The organism is Mycolicibacterium llatzerense (genome assembly GCF_025331195.1).
Classification (GTDB): domain Bacteria; phylum Actinomycetota; class Actinomycetes; order Mycobacteriales; family Mycobacteriaceae; genus Mycobacterium; species Mycobacterium llatzerense.
The window spans coordinates 41,375-60,820 of record NZ_LXOV01000017.1; the positions used below are offsets into that span (position 1 = coordinate 41,375).

Consider the following 19,446-nt stretch of genomic DNA (forward strand, 5'->3'; position numbering starts at 1 on the left):
TGCCGCGAACCCATCGAAAAGGAGCAAAGTCGTGAAGGTCACTAAGCGCATCCTCTCTGGAATCCTGCTTTCGGGTGTCGTAGCGCTGGCCGGGTTGGCGCTCAACTCGGCCACCGCCCACGCCAGCTGCTATGCCTCGTCGGACGGCTACGGCGGCATGAACTGCTATTACGAAGGAGACAGCATGGGATAGCTCCAGGTTGGAGGCTGGGCATACGCGCCCGCGATGGTGGGAAGCCATGTGCCCCAATCGCTTAGCGGCCAGGTGAACCTGCCGGCGCGCGTCCATGCCCAGGCCTTCGCCTCGACAAGACCTCCGCACCGTTTGGTGCGGAGGTCTTGTCGTACGCCCTGAGGCTGTTTTCCGACGTGGTCGGCTGCCCATTCGACCGGCGAGAAGTCGCAAAAAGTGTCACTGAACACCAGGTTGCTTGCTCATACCAGTACCAGTGCTCCACCGGGGCCGCCGTACTGAAGGAGAAGGCCGTGATCGCTCCCCACTCAGCGGGGCATGGACTATCGACAACCTCGCGTGCGACAGATCCCAACCTGTGGTTACGTCAGGCGGGGTTGGCCAATCCATCCTTGTCTGGGACCGACTCAAGTCGTCGAACGATCATGGTCAACGGCCGTCGGGTCGCGTATCGCGACGACGGAGCCGGGGAAGTATTGCTGCTGATTCACGGTATGGGCGCAAGCTCCTACAGTTGGCGCACAATCTTGCCGAAACTGTCGCAGAACTATCGGGTCATCGCGCCTGATCTTCCCGGCCATGGTCACTCCGACGAGCCATCCGGACCGTATTCGGCGCCCGAATTCGCCCTCTGGCTGCGAGACCTGCTTGATGCGCTCGGTATCCCGGCGGTGACTGTGGTGGGACACTCGTTCGGCGGCGGTGTGGCAATGCACTTTGCGCTCCAATACCGCAACTACTGCCGGCGACTGGTCCTGCTCAGCAGTGGGGGGTTCGGACGCGAAGTGAGCCCCTTCTTGCGGATGTTCTCCGTGCCGGGTGCCGGGATTGTGTTGCCGCTTCTGGCCTCCCGGCCGAAGACGAGTTCAGCTGCGTGCGGAGAACCGTCGACGGTGCGTGAGTCGTTGTCGCACAAACACTTGCGGCGAGCGTTTCTGTGCACCCTGCGTTCGGCCGTCGGGCATCGTGGCCAAAAGGTATGCGCCTTGGAGAGTGTGGGTGCTCTGGTGGATCTGCCTACACAGATCATCTCCGGTGAAGCCGACAAGGTCATCCCAGTCGCACACGCGCACGCCGCGCATGCAGCGCTGCCCGGAAGCCGTCTCCATGTCATCGCGGGTGCCGGACATAGCCCCCAGACGCAATGCCCCGACACGGTAGCCGAGTTGGTCGACAGCTTCCTGGCATCGACGAGTCGGTTCCCGCACCCGACCGCGACCCGAGCTGGATTGGTGTCACTGGCCCAAGTTGCCTAGCGCACAAAGGGTTTCGATCCGTACCCGACCGGCTGGCCCGCGGTATCGCCGGCAGCCCCCAACCGAGCCGGTTGACGCGGCGACGGCTCCTCGCGGCGCCGGCACATAGATCGTGGCGTCAGCCCGAAATCTGCGGCGGAAAAAGTGTCACTCAAAGCGAGTTGGCCGCACTTACATCTAAGACGCTCACTGGGAGCGGCGACATAGAACAGGAGTAATCATGACCATCGCTCTCGAGAGTGCGACGCACCCCGGGCCGGCCGGGCGATCCGCGCCGCACATCGCCGCGCCCGTACGCCCCCGTCGGCGAGCACTTCGGATGATCGCGTGGATCACGTTGGGACTGAGTTCTCTGCTGTGGGTCGTCTACGTCCTGGCGCTGGGGGTGAAGGCGGGTCCAGCCGGTCTTGCTCTGTGCACAGGGCTGGCCGTGGTCCCGGTGCCTGTGGTGCTCGCCGCGTTCCGCTGGATCGATCGTGCGGAACCAGAACCCACCCGACTGCTGGTGGCGGCCTTTCTATGGGGCGCCACGACCGCGTGCTTCCTCAGCATGGTGGTCGAGACCGTTGTCAGGCTTCCGTTGTGGCTCAGCGCGGGGATATTCGAGGAAATCGCCAAAGGTGCTCTGCTGGTGGTCCTCATCTGGTTCGTGCGCTCCGAATTCGACGGGGTGACCGACGGCATCGTCTACGGCGGGTTCGTCGCTGCCGGCTTTGCTTTCAGTGAAAACATCGGCTACTTCGTCAGCTCCTACGTCTATGGCGCCACGGCTGACTGGGCAAGCGCCCACGCGGTGCCCGGCCAGTACCACACGCACGACCTGTTCGTTAACTTCTTGCTGCGCGGCTTGGCCTCTCCGTTCGCCCATCCGCTGTTCACCGTCATGTTCGGAATCGGACTCGGGCTCGCAGTCTCCAGTGCCAAACGCGGCGTGCGGGTCATCGCTCCGTTCGTCGGCCTCACCGCAGCCATCGGTCTGCATGGACTCTGGGACTACACGCTGTTGTCGCTCCGCACACCGACAGTGCTTTTCTGGTTCATCGGAGCCGCCGTACTGCTGTTCTTCGTCATGAGCGTCGTCGTCGGCCAGATTCGTCGCCGCGAGCTGCGCAGCATCGGAGGCCATCTACAGGGCTACGCGAACCAAGGCTGGTTCGCGCAGAGTGAGCTGTACTCGCTGTCCACCTTCAAGGGTCGGCGCCAGGCGCGGCGCTGGGCCGCATCGATCAGCGGCGCGCACGGAAAGCGCGCCATGGTCGACCTGCAGCATGCCGCAACCAAACTGGGGCTGCTGCACCGCAAGCTGGCTGCAGGTCGCACCGTTGCGGACTTCGACGTCCGCCAGCGTGCATTGCTGGTGCAGCTGGCCGGCGCTCGCACGGTACTGGTGTTATGGCAGTCGTTCTAGGCCCGGGCCATCGTGAACAACCGGGTGCCGGAGTCAGCTTCCAACGCAATTCCAACTGCCCGTAGCTACGTTCCTGCCATGACCCGATCCACCGGATTCATCGGCACGACGCTCATCTGCGGAGTGCTCACGCTGCAACTCAGCGCGTGCGGTTCCACCATCAAGCCCGACGGCGCCGCGCAGTCGGTGACCGACTTGGTGACCAGCCAAACCGGGTTCCACCCGACGGACGTCAAATGCCCGTCCGGCGTCGACGCCAAGGTCGGCGGTGAATTCGACTGCACCTTCACCGGTCCGGAAGGGCCGTACAAGGCGCACTTGAAGATCACCAGCGTGGACGGCGAGAAGGTCGGCTTCGACATCAAGACGAGCCGCAGCTAGGAGGTGTGCCTCCAGCTAGGAGCGCGGTGCCTTGCGGGCGCGCGGGGCAGGCTTCTTGTTGGCCTCGATCAGGCGTTCGGCGTGGTCGAGGATGCATTCGAGCCCGAAGCTGAAATTGTCTTCGTCCGCCGTGCCGAGATGCTGGCCCTCGTGAATGGCGCGGGCGAGCTGTGGAGCGGTCTCGGGATCGATGGTCATCACGTTTTGGCGGCTTCTGGCTGCTTCGTTGGCGGCTGCCTTGTCTCGAAGACGATGCAGCACAGCCGATCCACGGACGTGAACTGACACCGCTGAGTAGGTGGCGCATGCGCTCTCCGGTGGCAGCCCTGCTGCCACCAAGCTTGTGATCGCCTGTTCCGCCGCTGGCACGTCCAAGAGATCGGCGTTTGGGCCCTGTGCGGTGCGAATGAGAATCAGGTCGCACAGAATCGGGTTACTCACAAACGTTTCGCGCATCGTGCGGGCATGATTGCGTAACGTCGAACGCCAATCTTTGGCTTCGACGTACGATGCGGCGACCGCGTACCGGCGCAATGCGCGGTCCGTCATGGCGTCGAGCAGGTCGTCCTTCTTCCGGAAGTACCAGTAGATGCTGGTGACACCGACATCGAGGTGCTTGCCCAGCATTGGCATGCTGAAGTTGTCGACTGAAACCTGTTCTGCGAGTTCGAATGCACCGTTGATGATGTCGTCGGGATTGATCGAACCCCGCTCACGCCGCTGGCGCTTTTCGGCGGCTGCGATCTTTGCCACGGCGGGCACCCCCATCTGAAAATAGGTATCCAATTCTCACTTTGGCGCGGTGAACCCGTTCGCCAAGAAGTCCCAGACTTCGTCTGTGGTGATGGGCTGGACGGCTGCCTCGCCGGTGCGGCCGCTGGATTGGGCGATGAACATCACCGTCTGCATGGTCATCGCCGCCATCCGTCGCGGATCGACGGTCGAACGCAGTTCTCCTGCGGCGCTGGCACTTTCCATTAGATCAGTGAGCAACGCCAGTAGCGGTGCGTAGGCGATCTTCACCTCGGCCGGATGCGTGGCTATTAGTCGGGGAGCGAAGTCGGTGAACAACGGCCGCTTGGCTGCCGGGTCGGGCCGGGACAGTTCGAAGAGCAGCTCGACCGCAATCTTCAGTCGCCTCAGTGGGTCGCTCTCGGCGTAGGCGGCGGAACGGATCTGGTCAGCTGAACTACCCAGTGCATCTTCGAACAAGGCCAGTAAGAGTTCTTGCTTGCCGTCGAACTGCAGGTAGAAGCTGCGCAGAGACTGGCGTGAGCGGTCGACGACTTCTTGGACGGTGAAATCCGTGCTGCCCTTTTCGGCGATGATCGATTGGGCGGCGTCAATGAACCGTTGGATGCGTTGTGCTGCCCGGAGTTTCGCGGTCTTGACCGAGCGTTCGACAGCGCGTTGCTTCCAGGCTGGATCTTCTGTCGGGCTGGTCACCACATGCCCGTGCCATCGGCGGAAAACACGCATGAACTGTACCCGAGGACGGGCTGGTAGCTGGTCGTGCCGTGCGTCTGCTTAGCATCATGGCGTCGCCGCAGTTGGGCGATGGTGCACGGAGAATGCCGATGGGTGCGGCAGCGATAGAGGACGGACGGTGACGGTATGGCATCGGAGCGAAGGATCGCTGGGCCCGAGGCGAAGAACCGCGGAGCTCTACTAGACGCCGCCGAGTCGTTGATGCGGGACGAGGGCTACGCCGCGGTGACATCCCGTCGGGTCGCCGAGCGGGCCGGTCTCAAGCCGCAACTGGTTCACTACTACTTCCGCACGATGGACGATCTGTTCCGTGCTGTTTTCCGGCGCAGGACCGAGCAGGGGGTGGAGGCGCAGCAGCGGGTCCGGCATGCGCCGAATCCGCTGCGGGCACTGTGGATGTCACTCATTGAGAACCATGACACGGCGCTGGTCACGGAATACGCAGCCCTAGCTAACCATCGCAAAGAGCTTCGACCCGAAATCGCCGACGCCGCGCAGCAGTTCCTTGAAGCCCAGATGGAGTTGGCCGGATCCCTCCTGGCGCGTCACGGTATCGATGCCGACGAGCTGCCTCCGGCCGTCGCGGTTTCCTTGATCGTCGGGATGTCGCAGCTGATGGCCCTGGAGGACTCCCTTGGGTTGTCTGTCGGGCGTGACGAGATCATCGGGTACTTCGACCGGCACCTTCGCAAACTTGACGGCTCTGCCGGCAACCAATAGAAGTGGTGGAGCTAAGGGGATTCGAACCCCTGACCCCCGCTGGCTGTCCCGAGTTGCGCGACCCCGGCATCCCGAATCACCTTGGCGCGGTCCGATTTACCGGCTGATTTGATCGTGGCCCGCGCCTCGCTGCGGCGTTCATCGATGAGGCGGCCGAACTCGCGAGACAGTACCGGCCGGTCGGTCAGCAATCGTTGGATCTCGTCATGCTCGATCTGTAGCAGGGTGACCTCGTCCAGGGCGTTGACGTAGGCCAGGTTGGCCTGGTGGGTGAAGGCGGCGACTCCCAGCAGCGCACCTTTGTCGAGGGTGCGGACGCCTGCGATCGACCCATCGGGAGTGGCTACCGCCAGTCGGACGTGTCCGGACACGATCACCGAGACGGTGGCGGGGATGTCACCGGGCGTGTGGATGAGTTCGCCGGTGCCGTACCGGATCAGGCGTGCGTAGGGCGCCACCGCTTGTTGGTCGGCCTTGTTCAGTCGGAGGGCGGGCGCCGCGACTGATTCGAGTGCCGCTTCGACGCGTTTGTCGGTCGAGTAGTCGTCGCCGACACCGTCGAGATGAAGTTTGTCGCGGCGCGCGGCGTACCAGGCCCAGCGCAGGAACGTGGCTTGTACCGCGTCGTCGTCCCCGGGGGATTTCAAGCCGATGGTGGTGCGGTACTTGTGGTCGCCGATGGGCACGGTGGCGGGCTCGACGGTGTCGCCACGGTTCGGCAGGGCGGCGGCGATCCGGGTGAGCGTCGCGCACACCTGGTCGGGCGCATCCGTGGCTGCGAATGTGGTGGTGATCGTGATGTGCGAGGTGGCCAGCCGGCTCAGGTTGGTGAACGACGTGCCAGCCAGCACCGAGTTGGGGGTGATCTGTATACCGGTGCCGGACTCGATGTGGACGGCGCGCCAGTTGACCTCCACGACGCGGCCCCGGGCCGCGGCCGTGTCGAGCCAGTCGCCCATCCGGAACGGCTGCTCGAACAACATGAACAGGCCGGACACGATCTGGCCGACGGAGTGCTGCAGCATCAGGCCGAGGACCACGGAGCTGACGCCGACCGCGGTGAAGACGCCCTTGATGTTGCTGCCCCAGATGTACCGGGAGATCACCGCCAAGCCGAGGATGATCAGCACCATCCGGGCCACGTCGAGAAAGATGCGCGGGATACGGCTGCGCCAGGAGGTCTCCGGGGCGTTCGCGAACACGGTGTTGCTCAGGCCGGACAGCACCAGCAGCAGCACCAGGAAAACCAGTACGGTCGCCACGATCCGGATGGGCACGTCGCGGGCGGGCACGACGGCGACCTTGAGCATCAGCAGCAGGACAGCGATCACCGGCAGCACATAGGTGCGCAGCAGTCCGACGGGCCCGGCCAGCGGACTGTGCCGGCGGATCAGGGACCGGCGCCACTCGGTCAGGACGATCAGGCCGACCGGCAGTCCGATCGCTATTGCCGCGACCCACACGAACCATGACGCACCGGAGGAGTACACGCTTACCGCCGCCCCGCGAGCCGCCAGATCGGCTCCTCGGTATCGCCGACGGTCAGTTGGCCGGCCGGGGTGAACCGGTGGGTGTCGTGCACGGCGTCGTGCACTCGCGCGGTGATGTAGATCCCGGGTTCGGCTCCGCCGGCCTGGACCTGATAGGCCAAATCGACTGCGCTGCCCCACATGTCGTACATCATCGTGGTGCCGCCCACCAGGCCGCTGGTGACGGTGCCGGTATCGATGCCCGCCCGGAAACCCAGCTGCAGGTTGTCCTCGTCATTGAAGCGGGCCACGATGCGCTGCAGTTCGATGGCGAAGTTGACGGTGCGCTCGACGTTGTCCAGCCGGGGCACGTTCAATCCGCAGCTGGCGGTGTAGCCGTTGCGCAGGATTCGCACCGGCTCGACCCCGCTACGTTCGGCGGCGTCGTCGAATTGGCGCACCAATTCGTTGACCACGGTGAGGAACTCGTCGGCCGGCAGTTCGTTGGACAGGGCGTCGAGGCCGTCGATGTCGGCGAAGAGCACCGCAACGTCCTGGTGGTTCTCGCTGATCGTCTCCTCGCCACTGCGGTACCGCTCGACGATTGATTCAGGCATCAGGGAACGCAGCAGCTGTGCGTTCTCCCGGCGTTCGCGGCGCAGCAGATCGTCCTTGATGCCGAGCAGGCGACTCATGTCGTTGAACGTCTTGGTCAGATCGCCGAACTCGTCCCGGGTCCGCACCGGAATAATCGCGTCGTAGTCTCCACGGCTGACTTGTTGCGCGCCGGCCTCCAGGCGACGGATGGGCCGCACGAACAACTGTGCCAGCGCCATCGCGGCCAGGCAGTCCAAGATGACGATCGCGGTCACCGCCACGCCCATGGTCCTGGTGAAGACGCGTTCGGGTGCGAAGGCTTCGGCGGTGTCGATCTTGGCCACGATCGACCAATTCACGTCGGGCCCGACGGTCATGGGCGCATACGACTGCAGCGTTTCCTTGCCCAGGTAGTCGGTGGCGATCAGAACCCCGGACTGGCCGCGCTGCGTCGCGCGGGTCGCCGGGCCGCCGACGGGCTGCAGCAGCGTCGTGCCGCCGAGGCGGACCGCCCGCTGCGCCAGCTCGGCCGGCGTTCCGGCCGCCGTGACATCGCGTTGATAGGTCTGCGGATTCTCCTCGAACAGGCGCGAATTCGAGCGCATGAGGTCGTCGGTCCCGGCGAGATAGGTTTCGCCGGTAGCCCCCAGGCCGTTCGCTTGCCACTTGCCGTTGAACGTCATCAGCTCGTTCAGCCCGCTGATCGGGAACTGCAGCGCCACCACTCCCACCGTGCGACCCGCGGCAACGACCGGCGCCGCCATCCACGCGGTGGGGTGGTCTGCGGCCGGGTGATAGGTCTGATAGTCGGTGACAGCGACGTACCCCACGCGGTCGGCGCCCATGGCTTTCGCGTAGGCCTCATGCAGGTTGCCCTGCTGGTACGGACCGGACAGCACGTTCGTGCCGAGGTCCGCGCGCTTCTTGGCCGAGTACACGACATTGCCCGAGGAGTCGATCAAGAGCGCGTCGCCGTAGCCGAACAGCCGCACGATCTCCTGGAAGAACGCGTTGTAGCGGCTGGCGGCGGCGCCCCAGGCGCTGGGGTCGGGCGGGGGTGGCGGTCCATTGGGCCGCGCGGCGGCGACGGTGTACCGGGCCTGCAGATACTTGGCCGCGTTGGACGACGGCAACAACACCTCGAGGTTGAGCTTGGCGCCCGTCGCACGTTCGACGGGATTGACCAGATCCTGGTTGTAGTAGTTGACGATGGCCTGTTGCTCAGTGGGATCGATTGTGGCATTGGCCAATTCGTTGAACCCGGCGCTGAAGGCCTGTACCGCATCGGCCATCGCCGGTCCGCTCGTGTAGATGAGCAGGGCATTCTTCAAGTTCGCGATCTGGATGAGGAACTGTCGGGACTGCGTCTCCCGGACCTGCGTGAGCCGGTCAAAAGCGGCGTTGCGCAGCGAGGCCTGCCCCGTCTGGTACCCGATGAACCCAACCACGGCGGCCGACACGATGCTGGCCCCCAACAGCATCGCGATGAGCTTCGACTGGATGCTGAACCGGCCGCGCACTCGCCGCGGCCGGACCTCGGGCGGTGTGTCACCCGAGGCTGCCGTCACGACCTCATCGTGATCCTCCGGTGGAGGGTTGACCATCGGGCCTCCTGTCGTCGGCAGCAAGTACATCACGACCTTCGGCGCTCGCTGGCCGGTTATCGCAGGTACCTGGTGAAAAATCATGCAATATATGGCCTTTCGGCATAGCCTTTGCCGCCATGCGGGACGGTGATCGGTGAACCGCGAGGTCGTCCTCGCGATCCAGAGCTGGTCCGAGATCAAGGCCGATTTCGGTGTCAACTGGCTGGTCTACCTGTCCATGCCCTTCGTCGCCGCTTTCGTGGGCTGGAGCACGAAGATCGTGGCGCTGGAAATGCTGTACCGGCCCTTGGACTACCAGGGCATCGGTCCGTTCGGCTGGCAGGGCATCGTGCCGCGGCGGGCCGGCAAGGTCGGCTCCAAGACCATCGAATTGCTGACCGCGAACCTGCTCAAACCCGACGAACTATTGAGCCGGGTCGATCCCGACGAGCTGGTGGCGGCATTGCGAGTGCCGCTGACCCGAGCGGTCGACGAGATGTCCCGCGAGCTGGCCGAACAGCTCCGGCCCGGGCTGTGGGACTCGCTGCCCGACGCCGCGCGCCAGGCCATTTCGGTCCGGGTTCAGGCGCAGACGCCCCGCATCGTGGCCCACATGCTCGGGGAGATCAGCTCCGATCTGAACCGCTATCTGGATTTCCAGTTCATCGCGGTGACCACCCTGGTGCGCAACAAGGAGAAGCTCGTCAGGTTGATGCGCAGCGTCGCCGACGACGCGATGGCTTTCATGCGACGTAGCGGCATCTATTTCGGGCTGGGCATCGGCTGCGTGCAGATGGTTGCGTGGGGTCTGTTCCACAATCCGTGGATCATGCCGGCCTTCGGATTCGGGATCGGCTCGGTCAGTGACTACATCGCGCTGAACATGCTGTTCCGCCCGGTGTATCGGAAGAAGTATCTCGGGCTGTTTCCGTTTCGCGGACTACTGCACGACCAGCGCGAAAAGATCACCCGCGACTACGCCAAGATCCTGGCCCAGGATCTCTTTTCGCCCGACATCCTGTTCGACGCCGTGCTGACCGGGCCGGGCGCGGACAAGCTGTTCGCGTTGGCGGCCAAGGAGATTCAGGCCGCCATCGACAGCCAGCTCGGCGCCGCGGTCCCGTTCGTGAAGTTGGTGGTCGGTGGGCAGCGGTACAACGCGCTCAAAGGCACCGTGGTGGACACCGTGCTCGCTCGATTGCCTGAAACGCTTGCGCTGGCCGAGGTTTACGCCAAGGACATGATGGACCTGGACAAGATCATCATCGACAAGATGAGTCAGCTCACCAACGAAGAATACGAGTCGATTCTGCGCCCGATCTTCAAGGACGACGAGAAACTGGTGATCGCCGTCGGTGCGATGCTGGGCGGAATCGTCGGTGAAATCCAGGTCCAGATCATGGAGTTGTTCGGCCGTGACGTGCAGAGCCCCGCTGCGCTGCACGACTTCGTGGGGGTCGTCCTGCACCGCTGACCGGTAGGTCGGTCAGCGCACCAGGCGGGCCGCGACCTGGGCGTAGATTTCGCCCAGTTTGTGGGGATCGCGGTGCGTGCGCGAGGGGAACCACCGGCAGACGTCGACGCACAGCGATGAGATCGCCATGACGACGTCATCGAGGTTGTCGACGTGGAATTCGCCTGTCGCCATGCCGGTTTCGATGATGTTGGCGATCACCGCGGTGACCTGGTGCCGCAGTGGCGCGATGGTGCGGTAGTGGGCCGGGGTCAGGCCGTGCAGCTCGTATTGCACGACCCTGGCCTGCTTGCTGTTTTCCGCATGCCAGGTGGCGAAGGCCGCGACGACCGTATGGAAGCGCTCGGCACACGGCGCAGTGGGGTCATCGGTGGCGCGCAGGGTCGCCAGCAGGCTGCCGTGCCCTTCCAGCGCGATCGCGTAGAGGAGTTCTTCCTTCGACCGGTAGTGCGGGTACATGGCCGTCGCGCTCATGTTGAGGCGTTTGGCGATCTGGCGGGTGGAGGTGCCGCCGTAGCCGGACTCGGCGAATGCCTCGATGGCCGCGCGCCGGATGCGTTCGGCGGCGGCCGAATCGGTCGTCCGGTCGGTCTTCATGTGCACGTGATCGTACACACAGTTGACACATGCCAGGCTGATAGGCGATATTAGCAATCGCTTAGGAAATGAGCGACTGCTAATGTCTGGCTGCATTGGAAGGTAGAACCCAGTGACTGATTTCATGTCTCGGCGCGACCTGGACTTCTTGCTGTACGAGTGGCTCGACGTCGTCGAGCTCACCAAGCACGAGCACTTCGCGGAGCATTCGCGGGACACCTTCGACGCCGTCCTCGACCTGAGCGCCGACATCGCGACCAAGCGCTTCGCGCCGCACAACAAGAAGGCCGACCACAACCCGCCGTTCGTCGACGAGAGCGGCAAGGTCGTGCTGATCGACGAGATCAAGCAGGCGCTGGACGACTTCAACGGGGCGGGCCTGATGGCCAGCTCGTTCGACGAGCGCGTCGGCGGCATGCAGCTGCCCAACGTGGTCGCGCAGTCCTCGGCGGCGTTCTTCCGGGCCGCAAACCCCGCCACCTTCTCGTACGCATTCCTCACCGTCGGCAACGCCAACCTGCTGACCGAGTACGGCAGCGAAGAGCAGATCGACACCTGGGTCCGCCCGATGCTCGAGGGCCGCTACTTCGGCACCATGTGCCTCTCGGAGCCCGACGCCGGCTCGTCGCTCGCCGACATCAGCACCAAGGCCACCAAGTCGGCCGACGGCACCTACCGGGTCACCGGCACCAAGATGTGGATCACCGGTGGCGACCACGAGCTGGCCGAGAACATCGTGCACCTGGTCCTGGCCAAGGTCCCGGGCGGTGGCCCCGGCGTCAAGGGCATCTCCCTGTTCGTCGTGCCGAAGTTCCTGACCGACGGCACCCGCAACGACGTCGCGCTGGTCAGCCTGAACCACAAGATGGGCAACCACGGCACCACCAACGCCCTGCTGAACTTCGGTGACGGCAGCCACCAGCCCTCCGACGAGCCCGGCGCTGTCGGCTACCTCGTGGGCGAGGAGCATCGCGGCCTGGGCTACATGTTCCACATGATGAACGAAGCCCGCGTCGCGGTCGGCTCCATGGCCACCGCCATCGGCTACGCCGGTTACCTCACGTCGCTGGAGTACGCCAAGGTGCGTACGCAGGGCCGTCCGGTCGGCGACAAGGACCCGTCGCGCGCGCAGGTCGCGATCATCGAGCACGCTGACGTCAAGCGCATGCTGCTGGCTCAGAAGTCTTACGTGGAAGGCGCCTTGGCGCTGGGGCTGTACTGCGCGCGGCTCGTCGACGAGATGCGGATCTTCACCGGCGCCGAACTCGACGAGGCCAACCTGATGCTCGAGGTGCTCACCCCGATCGCCAAGAGCTGGCCGTCGCAGTGGTGCCTGGAAGCCAACAACCTCGGCATCCAGATTCACGGCGGCTACGGCTACACCACCGAATACGATGTCGAGCAGCAGTACCGCGACAACCGCCTGAACGCCATTCACGAAGGCACGCACGGCATCCACGGCATCGACCTGCTCGGCCGCAAGGTCGTCATGCAGGACGGCGCCGGCCTGAAGCTGCTGCAGCGGCGGATCAACGAAACCGTCCAGACCGCATTGCAGTCGGAGGCCACCGCCGGCTACGCGAGGGACCTGCAGGCCCAGACCGAGCGCCTGGTCGAGGTGACCGCGACGCTGTGGGCCGCCGGTGATGCCGAAACCACGCTGGCGAACTCGACTGCCTACCTGGAGGCGGCGGGCCACATCGTGATGGCCTGGATCTGGCTCGAGCAGCTGAACGCTGTCGGCGGCAACACCGGCAACTTCTACGACGGGAAACGTGCTGCGGCGCAGTACTTCTTCCGCTACGAGCTGCCCAAGGTGACGACCCAGCTGGACCTGCTGGCCAGCCTGGACCGCACCACCGTCGAGGCGCAGGTCGACTGGTTCTGATCTGCTGAACTCCCAGAATTGAACGTAGGGTCCGAGGTTTCCTCGGGCCCTACGTTCAATTCTGGGGTGGGTATCCGGTTACGGCATGACCGGTGGTGTGCCCCAGAAGTCGTTGAGCGGTGCGGCGTAGGTGTCGTTGTTGGTCAGCGGTGCCAGCTTCAGCGCATCCTCGATGGTGCGCAGCAGACTGTAGTGATTGGCATAGCTGGTGTCGGTGAAGTTGCCCGACCGCATCCCGGCGCTGACGGCGCCGGGGGACGGGATCACCACGGTGACAACACGATTGCCGCCGTTGCCGAAGCCCAGTGACAGATTGTCGGTGTCTTCGTCGAATGTGACGACGATGGCCGACTTCTGCGTCGGGTCATTCCACACCGCCGAATTCAGAATGGTCGGGATGGTCTGCTGCGCGAACTGGTCAGCCGCCTTGACGTTGTACTGGTGGTTGGTGAGCAGCGCGCCGATGTAGTTGAGATAGCCGCCGGGGAAGTCGAGCGGCCCTTCGCCGTTGTTGGCCTCGTTCGCCGCGAACCACGCGAAATTCGGCGTGGTGGCCGACGACGAGAGGTCGGTCGCCATCTGGGTCAGCGGGTGCAGGTGCGCGGCGGCGCGAGCCTGGTCGTTGAAGATGTCGCGGTACGCCAGGAACGGCAGCTGGTCGGGCGCGTAATCGCTCGTCGAGACGTAGGGCCCGGCCGCGGACATGCCCTGCGCATACCCGGCCCACGTCTTGCCGGCCGACTCGATTCTGTCGGCGAGGTTCGTGGCATCGATGCAGTTGGTCGCGCAGTTGTAGCTGAGACCGAAGTCGGAGCCGCCGAGGATCGGGTAGTAGTTCGGGTCGCTCGGGTGGGTCAGCGCGTAGTAGTCGGTCGCGACGCCGTAGGTGTTGATCAGGCTGTTGAGGTACGGCGCGTTGGGGCTGCCGACGATGTCCTTGTAGCCCTTGTTCTCCAGATAGACCATGAACACGTGGTCGAGCGCGCCCACCGTCGATGCCGGCGGCGTGGGCGGCGGAGGTGCCGGGAGCGCGGCTCCCACGGTGAACGACAGATCGTCGGCGAATGCGTTGTTGTATCCCCCGGTGAACGGGTTCGAATCCTTGAGCGTCACGACCACCTGCGCGGTGCGCGTACCGACGGGGATGGTCCCTTCGGTACTGCGCTGGAGCAGTCCGGTCTGCAACCAGCGCTCGAGGGGGCCGACAGGCGCCACTTTCCCGACACCCAGCTGCGTTCCGGTGGCGTCCAGGAACGTGACCTTGATCGACGCCGCAGAGGGATCGATCATGGCGCCGCCCAGGAACCCGCTGAGCTTGAACGGCGTCGTGCCGGCGTCGATGCCCGATGCGGCGCCGCTGAGATCGACTGTCTGGGTCAGCGTGGAGGTCGCGACATTGCCGCCGCCGAAGAACTGCGTGTCTCCGGGGGCGGGCCGATCGCTGGGGAAGTTGAAGATGGCGGGGAGCGTCGGCCCGGGTGTCGGCAGGCCCAACGGGAGCTGGCGCACGGTGCCGTACTTGATGACCGTCGGCGTGCCGGTGACGGTCCAGCCGGGGATGGACACCGTGCTGCCGCCGGACAGCGATGGATCACCGAGCTCTGCGCTCGGGTTGGTCAGGAGATTCGGGCTGGTCACGTTCCATGCCGAAACCACATGGGGTGGAAGGAGATTCGTCTCGATCTGCTTGCGCACCCAGGCGAGCACCGTCCACAGGACCGGCGAATTTGCCGGCACGTTCGACGGCAGGGTCGATACCAGAGGCCTCAGCGCGATACTGATGAGTTGTTTTGCCGCGGTGACGATCTGGCCGATTGCGCCGGTCGCGCTCGGGGCGGACACGGTGGGGGTGACGAGTGCCGCCGATGGTGTCGCCGCGGCGGTACGGGCTATCGATGCGGTGGTCGGCACGGCCGCGGTCGCGACGATCGATGGTGCGGGGGAATGGTCGACCGTGGCGGCTTGCGGCCGACCGATTTTCTTTGTGGCGCTGACGGATTCGCCGGCCGGGGGCGTCGAGGTCGGCGCGGTCTTGGTGGTGCTGCCGGTGTGAGCGTTGACGTTCGCGTTACGGTGACGGTTGGTAGCGTCGCTGCTCTTGTTGGATTGCGGCTTGGGTTTGTGGGCGGAGGTCGTCGCCGAGTCGTCTGATGTTGATGCCGGTGTGGCGCCGGGCTGTGCCGCTGTCGCCGGGGTGGGCGGGTGTTTGGGAGCCGGCTTGCTCGGGCCTGCCGCATCCGTGGCATGCGAGGTGTCCGATGCCGTCGATGAGGGCTCGGCGTAGGCGATTCCTTGCCCCGTTGTGAGCGATATGCCGACCCCGAGAAACACTGCCAGGGCTCCGACCCGACCGATGTACCGCGAGCAACCCATGGTCGTTCCCCTTCGTCCGTCCGCCGTGGTCGTCCGCGGTAACGGTAGAAAGAATTGACGCCGGAGTTAGCATTTCCGCCCGGGATGCAGCTGGGAGTATTCGTACAGTTCCCTGTGACTTGCCGATCGCAGCGCGGGTGCCGGCGGCCAGGCGCGGGCCGCCACCCTGTCGGCATGACAGGATGGCGGCCGCGTCGTCGGTGCTAGAGGCGAATGAATGCGCTGCCTTCTGCGTCCCACACGCCCCAGGCGCCGAGGTCAGGGTCCCAGACGGCCTGCATACCGGCGGCCCAGTCGGGCAGTGCCGGTGCCGGCGCAGTACCCATCGGCGGCACGACCGGGACAACCACCCACGCGGGCGCAGCGGTGAACGGGATGCGGTCCTGCGGCAGCGGCCCACCGTGCCCGGGAGGAGGCAGGTAGCCGTGGCCCGCCGGCAGCGGATTACCAGGTGCACCGGCGTTTACGCCGGGTCCGGTAACACCGGGGGCGGGAAATGGTGGTGTCGGTATCGGTCCCATCGGATCGGCTTGGGCGACGGCCGCGCCGACTCCCAGTCCCACCATGCCGAGCATGCCGGTTGCGACTGCGCGTGCTGCGATTTTCTTCAAGGTCATGCGTTGAACTCCCTTGGTGTGGTTTCAGAAATGGCGGAGCACCTCGGCCGCACCGTGTGCGGAGAAATGAGGGCTCCTCGAACCCCCGCCACTGTGGGCATACCCGAAGGAGGAATCGCCAAACCAAACCGAGGGGATGCCCCGTCGGTCAAAGGGTGCGTCGAGCGGCTACCTGCGAAGTCGCGGTGCCAGATGCCCGTGGTTGGACAGGTCAGGCCACGGCGGGCGCCGCAGGATCGCCAGGCAGCCGATCACGGCGGTGATCAGGCCGGTGACGACGCCGACCAGTGCGATCCGGTCCGCGTCCACCGCCGGCACCCACGACGTCCCGCCATCGCGAATGACGAAGACGCCGAGCGGTTTTGCCGTCGTGCCGGTGCCGCCGTGACTGACCTTGGCCACCGGGATGACGGTCGCTCCGTCGGGCGTGTGGTACGGCTCGGCGAAGGCGCGGCCTGCCGCGTCGTCGGAGAACTGGTCGAGAAAAGCTTCCGGATTCTGCAACCTGGCCTCCGCATGAGTCGAGCGTGGATGGTCGCCAGCGTAAGTCGACTGCCCTGGTATGTGCCAGACCTTCGCGGCTACGACCGTTCGGCGCGCCTGTTCAGCTGCCGGATATGCCCGCAGAGCACGGTGGCGAACGCGCACCACAGGGGATAGAGCGCCAATGGTGCAGCCCGTCCGCCGATGGCGTCGACAGCCCGCCGCGTCAGGTCGGCGCTGCTCACCGTGAGCGCCGCGCTGACGGCGGTCGCGGTGCCGAAGCGACGACGATTGAAGAACAACCAGGACCACGCAGCATTGAGCACGAGATTCAGTGCGAGTCCGTTCCGGTAGGCGCGACGCTCGATGTCGCGGCCGGTTGCACCCAATTCGTCGATCGCGGCGGCTGAGACGACGGCGATGTCTGTGTAGAGCGCGGGCCAGACCACAGGGAATACCTGGCGAGGCGGTTGATACGCCGGCTTGCGCAGCTGCTCATACCAACTCGATCGGACTGCGGGCGCTGTCGCCGCGCCGCCGACTGCCGCGGTGGCGACGGTTGCGGCTGCGGTGATCAGCAGGGTGGTGATACGCATGAAGTCCCTTCCCTGAGCATGTCAAAAACTCGATGGCACTGGTCAATTGGCAAGCACTTACTTTCGATGCTGCCATACACCGGCGTGTCGCTACGGTTTCCGCGGCGCGGGCACCGCGGTGTTGCGGGCACCGAGCGCGTGATACCGCCGGAGCGCTTCGGCGCGTTCCTCGCCGTGATCGACGATCGGCTCCGGGTAGCCGGGCGGGCGTGGCCCTGATTTGAGGTGGGCATCGGCCACGTCGGCCAATTCGGGAACCCAGCGGCGGACATAGGCACCGGTGGGGTCGAATTTCTGGCCCTGCGCTGTCGGATTGAACACCCGGAAGTACGGAGCGGCATCGGTGCCGGTGCCCGCGCACCATTGCCAGCCATGCTGATTGTTGGCGATGTCGGCGTCGACCAGCTGCTCCATGAACCAGCGGGCACCCCATTGCCACGGCAGGTGCAGATCCTTGACCAGAAAGGACGCGGTGATCATCCGCACCCGGTTGGGCATGAAGCCGGTCTCGCTCAATTGCCGCATGCCGGCGTCGACGAATGGGAACCCGGTCCGGCCGGCCTTCCAGGCGTCGAAGAGCCGCTCGGCTGCGTCGTCGGTGTCGGTTTCGATGGCGTCGTAGTCACGGTTCCAGTTGCGCCAGGCGCTGTCCGGCCAGTGGTGCAGCACCGCGGCATAGAAGTCACGAAAAGCGAGCTGGCGCAAGTAGGCAACGTGGCTGGCGTGGTGCAGGTCGAGGCCGTCGACCATGGAGCGCGGGTGAATCGTGCCGAACTTCAGGTGCACCGACAGGTGGCTGGTCCCGTCGGCGCCGGGTAGGTCACGCTGGTCGGCGTAGTCGTCCAAACCCGCGTCGATGAATTGCCGCCACTGGTGTAGGGCCGCCTCCTCGCCGGCAGCGAAGCAGGGCGGCACCTTGGGGTCCGGGATGTCGGCAGGTTTGGCTGCTGCGGCAGCCAGACCACTCGGATCGATCCATTGTGCCGATTGGGGACCGGTTTGGGCCGGCTGCCGCCAACCGTGCTCACGCCAGCGCCGGAAGAACGGCGTGAACACCCGGTAGGGGCTGTCGTCGTCTTTGGTGACCCGGCCGGGTGAGACCAGGTACGGCGAGCCGGTGGGAACCAGCGGGACGCCGTCGAGTGCCTGCTGGACCCGCTCGTCACGGCGCTCGCCGAACGGGGAGAAGTCCGCTGAGACGTGCACGGCACTCGCATCGACCTCTTTGGCGATCAGCGGAATTCGATCTTCCGGGCGTCCACGGGTGACCAGCAGGCGGCCATCGAGCTCAGCATGCAGATGCCGCAAACAGTCGCCCAGGAACTGCAGGCGGCGGGCGCCTGATGAGGCTTCAAGACGCGGATCGAGGACGAAGCAGGCAAGCACGTCGCCGTCTTGGTCGGCCGCTGCGGATAAGGCCGGTAAATCGCTGAGCCTGAGGTCACGGCGGAACCAGAGCAGGGAAGGCACGGCTCCATCTTGGTATGAACCGGTGGAGCTGCGGTCGACGGATCCGTGTTCTCGGCTCAGGTGGTGTCGATACGGTACGAACATGGTGGATTTCGCCCTGCGGTCCTGTGGACTACGTGGCCACGCAACGTTCGCTCCGGACGAACCTGAGCTGGCCGCCCGCTTGCATGTGCTGACGCCGGTCGGTGAGGCATGGCGATGCCTGCGGTGCGAGACGTTCGTCGTCGGTGCGCCGCGGGGGAAGGGACCTGCGGAATCGGCACCCGAAGTTCCGCGCGGCCGGCTGCTGCGCGACCGCGTGCTGATGCGGGTGTTGGCCGCCGAGCGCGTTTTCCGGTTCCTGCTGCTGGCCGCGATGTCCTACGGCGTGTTCCGGGTGCGAGCGGCCCGGGTGCATCTGCGGGACATGTTCGAGAAGGACCTGCCACTGCTGCGGCCGTTGGCGGACCAGATCGGCTGGAACCTAGACAGTTCCAAGATCATTCGCCACATCAACGACGCGTTCACGATGTCGAGTGACACGTTGTTGTTGATCGCGATCGGCATTGCCGTCTATGCGTTGATCGAATTGGTGGAGGCCGTCGGGCTGTGGGGGATGTGGCGGTGGGGCGAGTACTTCGCGGTGGTGGCCACCAGTTTCTTTCTGCCGCTGGAGATCTACGAGTTGACCGAGAAGGTCACCGCCCTGCGGTTGACGATGTTCCTGGTGAACGTCATTGCGGTGCTGTGGTTGTTGTGGAGCAAGCGGCTGTTCGGGCTCAACGGCGGTGGCGCGGCGTACCGGCAGGAACATGAGACGGAGAGTCTGATGAGTGTCGAGCGGGCGGGATTGGCGACCGCCGCGGCCTGA

At 65.1% G+C, this 19,446-nt stretch carries 18 protein-coding genes; 8 read left to right on the plus strand and 10 right to left on the minus strand.

What is annotated here, in order from left to right; genetic code table 11:
* Positions 1–31: 31 nt before the first annotated feature.
* The 4 genes from A7G45_RS27870 (at position 32) to A7G45_RS27885 (ending at position 3,238) form a co-directional block, all read left to right on the plus strand.
* A complete protein-coding gene (locus A7G45_RS27870; RefSeq protein ID WP_156127171.1) occupies positions 32–193 on the plus strand; it encodes a hypothetical protein in 162 nt (53 codons plus the stop codon).
* 293 nt (positions 194–486) lie between these two features.
* Complete coding sequence (locus A7G45_RS27875) at positions 487–1,449, plus strand: alpha/beta fold hydrolase (protein WP_231575561.1); 963 nt, start codon at positions 487–489, stop codon at positions 1,447–1,449.
* A gap of 220 nt (positions 1,450–1,669) precedes the next feature.
* Positions 1,670–2,857: a PrsW family intramembrane metalloprotease gene (locus tag A7G45_RS27880; protein ID WP_260941676.1), complete on the plus strand. Its 1,188-nt coding sequence runs from the start codon at positions 1,670–1,672 to the stop codon at positions 2,855–2,857.
* A 78-nt stretch (positions 2,858–2,935) separates the two neighbouring features.
* Positions 2,936–3,238 (plus strand): DUF4333 domain-containing protein, encoded by a 303-nt coding sequence (locus A7G45_RS27885; protein ID WP_051954822.1) that lies wholly within the window; start codon positions 2,936–2,938, stop codon positions 3,236–3,238.
* Between the two features lie 15 nt (positions 3,239–3,253).
* Here the strand turns inward: A7G45_RS27885 and A7G45_RS27890 are convergent, their stop codons facing one another.
* Together A7G45_RS27890 and A7G45_RS27895 are read right to left on the minus strand one after the other, a co-directional pair.
* Positions 3,254–4,006 carry a TetR/AcrR family transcriptional regulator gene (locus tag A7G45_RS27890; RefSeq protein WP_260941677.1) on the minus strand — a complete coding sequence of 251 codons (753 nt, stop codon included), beginning with the start codon at positions 4,004–4,006 and terminating at the stop codon, positions 3,254–3,256.
* Positions 4,007–4,027: 21 nt separating this feature from the next.
* Positions 4,028–4,684, minus strand: coding sequence for a TetR/AcrR family transcriptional regulator (locus A7G45_RS27895; protein WP_260941680.1), 657 nt, complete (start codon positions 4,682–4,684; stop codon positions 4,028–4,030).
* A gap of 168 nt (positions 4,685–4,852) precedes the next feature.
* Between A7G45_RS27895 and A7G45_RS27900 the strand changes: the two genes are divergently transcribed.
* Positions 4,853–5,446, plus strand: a complete 594-nt coding sequence (locus A7G45_RS27900; RefSeq protein WP_260941682.1) for a TetR/AcrR family transcriptional regulator — start codon at positions 4,853–4,855, stop codon at positions 5,444–5,446.
* A gap of 11 nt (positions 5,447–5,457) precedes the next feature.
* Here the strand turns inward: A7G45_RS27900 and A7G45_RS27905 are convergent, their stop codons facing one another.
* Together A7G45_RS27905 and A7G45_RS27910 are read right to left on the minus strand one after the other, a co-directional pair.
* On the minus strand, positions 5,458–6,936 hold the full coding sequence (locus tag A7G45_RS27905; protein ID WP_260941684.1) for a mechanosensitive ion channel domain-containing protein: 1,479 nt from the start codon (positions 6,934–6,936) through the stop codon (positions 5,458–5,460).
* Between the two features lie 2 nt (positions 6,937–6,938).
* Positions 6,939–9,116, minus strand: a complete 2,178-nt coding sequence (locus A7G45_RS27910) for an adenylate/guanylate cyclase domain-containing protein (protein WP_260941686.1) — start codon at positions 9,114–9,116, stop codon at positions 6,939–6,941.
* Positions 9,117–9,252: 136 nt separating this feature from the next.
* Between A7G45_RS27910 and A7G45_RS27915 the strand changes: the two genes are divergently transcribed.
* A complete protein-coding gene (locus tag A7G45_RS27915) occupies positions 9,253–10,572 on the plus strand; it encodes a DUF445 domain-containing protein (RefSeq protein WP_260941689.1) in 1,320 nt (439 codons plus the stop codon).
* 12 nt (positions 10,573–10,584) lie between these two features.
* Here A7G45_RS27915 and A7G45_RS27920 read toward each other — a convergent pair whose 3' ends face one another.
* On the minus strand, positions 10,585–11,169 hold the full coding sequence (locus A7G45_RS27920; protein WP_043395314.1) for a TetR/AcrR family transcriptional regulator: 585 nt from the start codon (positions 11,167–11,169) through the stop codon (positions 10,585–10,587).
* A gap of 124 nt (positions 11,170–11,293) precedes the next feature.
* On the opposite strand from A7G45_RS27920, the gene A7G45_RS27925 reads away from it, so the two are divergent.
* A complete protein-coding gene (locus A7G45_RS27925) occupies positions 11,294–13,057 on the plus strand; it encodes an acyl-CoA dehydrogenase (RefSeq protein ID WP_276555786.1) in 1,764 nt (587 codons plus the stop codon).
* A 78-nt stretch (positions 13,058–13,135) separates the two neighbouring features.
* On the opposite strand, the gene A7G45_RS27930 is transcribed toward A7G45_RS27925, so the two are convergent.
* From A7G45_RS27930 to A7G45_RS27950, 5 genes are all read right to left on the minus strand, one after another.
* The gene (locus tag A7G45_RS27930; RefSeq protein ID WP_260941695.1) at positions 13,136–15,430 is read right to left on the minus strand and encodes an alkaline phosphatase family protein; all 2,295 of its coding nucleotides are present in this window, start codon (positions 15,428–15,430) and stop codon (positions 13,136–13,138) included.
* A 203-nt stretch (positions 15,431–15,633) separates the two neighbouring features.
* Positions 15,634–16,047 (minus strand): hypothetical protein, encoded by a 414-nt coding sequence (locus A7G45_RS27935; protein ID WP_260941697.1) that lies wholly within the window; start codon positions 16,045–16,047, stop codon positions 15,634–15,636.
* Between the two features lie 168 nt (positions 16,048–16,215).
* Positions 16,216–16,551, minus strand: coding sequence for a GerW family sporulation protein (locus A7G45_RS27940; protein ID WP_043395063.1), 336 nt, complete (start codon positions 16,549–16,551; stop codon positions 16,216–16,218).
* A 77-nt stretch (positions 16,552–16,628) separates the two neighbouring features.
* Positions 16,629–17,126 carry a TspO/MBR family protein gene (locus A7G45_RS27945; protein ID WP_071287129.1) on the minus strand — a complete coding sequence of 166 codons (498 nt, stop codon included), beginning with the start codon at positions 17,124–17,126 and terminating at the stop codon, positions 16,629–16,631.
* 90 nt (positions 17,127–17,216) lie between these two features.
* Complete coding sequence (locus A7G45_RS27950) at positions 17,217–18,596, minus strand: cryptochrome/photolyase family protein (RefSeq protein ID WP_260941702.1); 1,380 nt, start codon at positions 18,594–18,596, stop codon at positions 17,217–17,219.
* Positions 18,597–18,678: 82 nt separating this feature from the next.
* On the opposite strand from A7G45_RS27950, the gene A7G45_RS27955 reads away from it, so the two are divergent.
* Positions 18,679–19,446, plus strand: coding sequence for a DUF2127 domain-containing protein (locus tag A7G45_RS27955; protein WP_043987620.1), 768 nt, complete (start codon positions 18,679–18,681; stop codon positions 19,444–19,446).